Source organism: Luteolibacter algae, from assembly GCF_042683045.1.
GTDB lineage: Bacteria > Verrucomicrobiota > Verrucomicrobiia > Verrucomicrobiales > Akkermansiaceae > Luteolibacter > Luteolibacter algae.
In genome coordinates, this window is the sequence record NZ_JBHUIT010000015.1 from 1 (window position 1) to 1,452 (window position 1,452).

At 50.8% G+C, this 1,452-nt stretch carries 1 protein-coding gene; it reads right to left on the reverse strand.

Annotated features, from left to right (window positions below):
- Positions 1-741 precede the first annotated feature (741 nt).
- Positions 742-1,311 (reverse strand): hypothetical protein, encoded by a 570-nt coding sequence (locus ACFSSA_RS08830; protein ID WP_386820072.1) that lies wholly within the window; start codon positions 1,309-1,311, stop codon positions 742-744.
- Positions 1,312-1,452: the final 141 nt, after the last annotated feature.

Sequence of the window (1,452 nt, forward strand, 5' to 3'; positions counted from 1 at the left end):
GAAACGTCGATTTCCTGCTTCGGACGGCGGTTCATTTTCTTGAGCTAACGTCATAGGAATGGCGCGCCGGTGTAAAGTTCCAAATTCATCTGACAGCTTCAGCGGCGTCGCCATCTCTGCCTTGTTCGCCAAGTTTTGGCGTCTGACGGCCGCGAACCACCGAAAGCCAGAAGCATCGAGCCGAAACCCAAGCCAATGCCCAGGAAGTGCGAAGCGGAGCTCAATCTACAGGACATAAAGCCAAGCACTCAGTTCGAGCCAATGCTCCAGAAGAATTCGGCTCGCTACATCTGTCGGACGACAACCCAAGCACACATGCCAAGCCGATTCGGAAACCATCTCAATTTTGTAGCGAACGTCTAAGCAATGGCGGCGTCGGTGGGAAGCTCCAAATTCATCTGACAGCTTCCTCGGCGTCGCCATCTCCGCCTTGTTCTGCCGGTCTTCCTTCTTGTAATCTAACTGCCAGATTCATCTGTTTCAGTTGGTTGAGCATATTTGAAACCGATAATCTGTGAAAAACATGCCAGGCTTCGACCGAAATCCGCTTACTCACGCGCTTCCAAACGACCGCCTCCGTCTAGCTGTCGGCAACCAGCAACTTCAGCCTCCCCCATCAACCTTTTCTTCAAAGTGCGTTGGTCTTGTTATAGCAGAACGTCATAGGAATGGCGGCGCCGGTGTAAACTCCCAATTTAATCAGACGGCTTCCTCGGCGTCGCCATCTCCGACTTGTTAGCGTTATATTTGTAGTGCTCTGATCTTGGAAGCCAGCGTGAGACAGAAATCGACATACTCACCAACAACTTTCTGGTTCATATCGCTAAGGTCAGTCTCATGAGCTGCCTTGTTGCGCAGTCTTGCTAGGCTCTGAAAGGATTTATATTCGTCTTCTGTGATCAGGCTTTGTCCATAAAGATACTGAGCGGTATCGCGAGGATTCATAAACACCTTCATTCCTGGCTTTACGATACGTGTGTAGGCATCAGAACTGGCAGATTCGAGTTCCAGCCACGCTTCCATAATCGCAGAACGTGGTGATACCTCTGCGAGTTGAAGATAGTAATTCCGCGACTTGAGTAGGTCGCCGGGACTATCTGCGGAGAGCGTATCATCTGTTGCGATTGTTGGTGGAACTGGCGTTGCTTCCAAAGCGTCGCGGAACTCCGCCTCAAACTCCTTATACTTAAGCTTCTTTAAGAGTGGGATGAGTTCAACGAGCGGCTTTCTAAGAAAGAAGATCGCGAGAAAAATTGTCGCAGGCCACGCGAGCGACGAAACTAGGCTAGCGAGGAATTCTAGGAAGGTCATATTTTATTCGCTAACGTCATAGGAATGGCGCGCCGGTGTGAAGCTCCAAATTCATCTGACAGCTTCAACGGCGTCGCCATCTCCGGCTTGTTCGCCAAGTTTTGGCGTCTGACGGCCGCGAACCACCGAAAGCCAGAAGCA

Coding starts and splice junctions, on each gene's coding strand:
- ACFSSA_RS08830 (WP_386820072.1), bottom strand. CDS start 1,311: ATGACCTTCCTAGAATTCCTCGCTAGCCTAGTTTCGTCGCTCGCGTGG.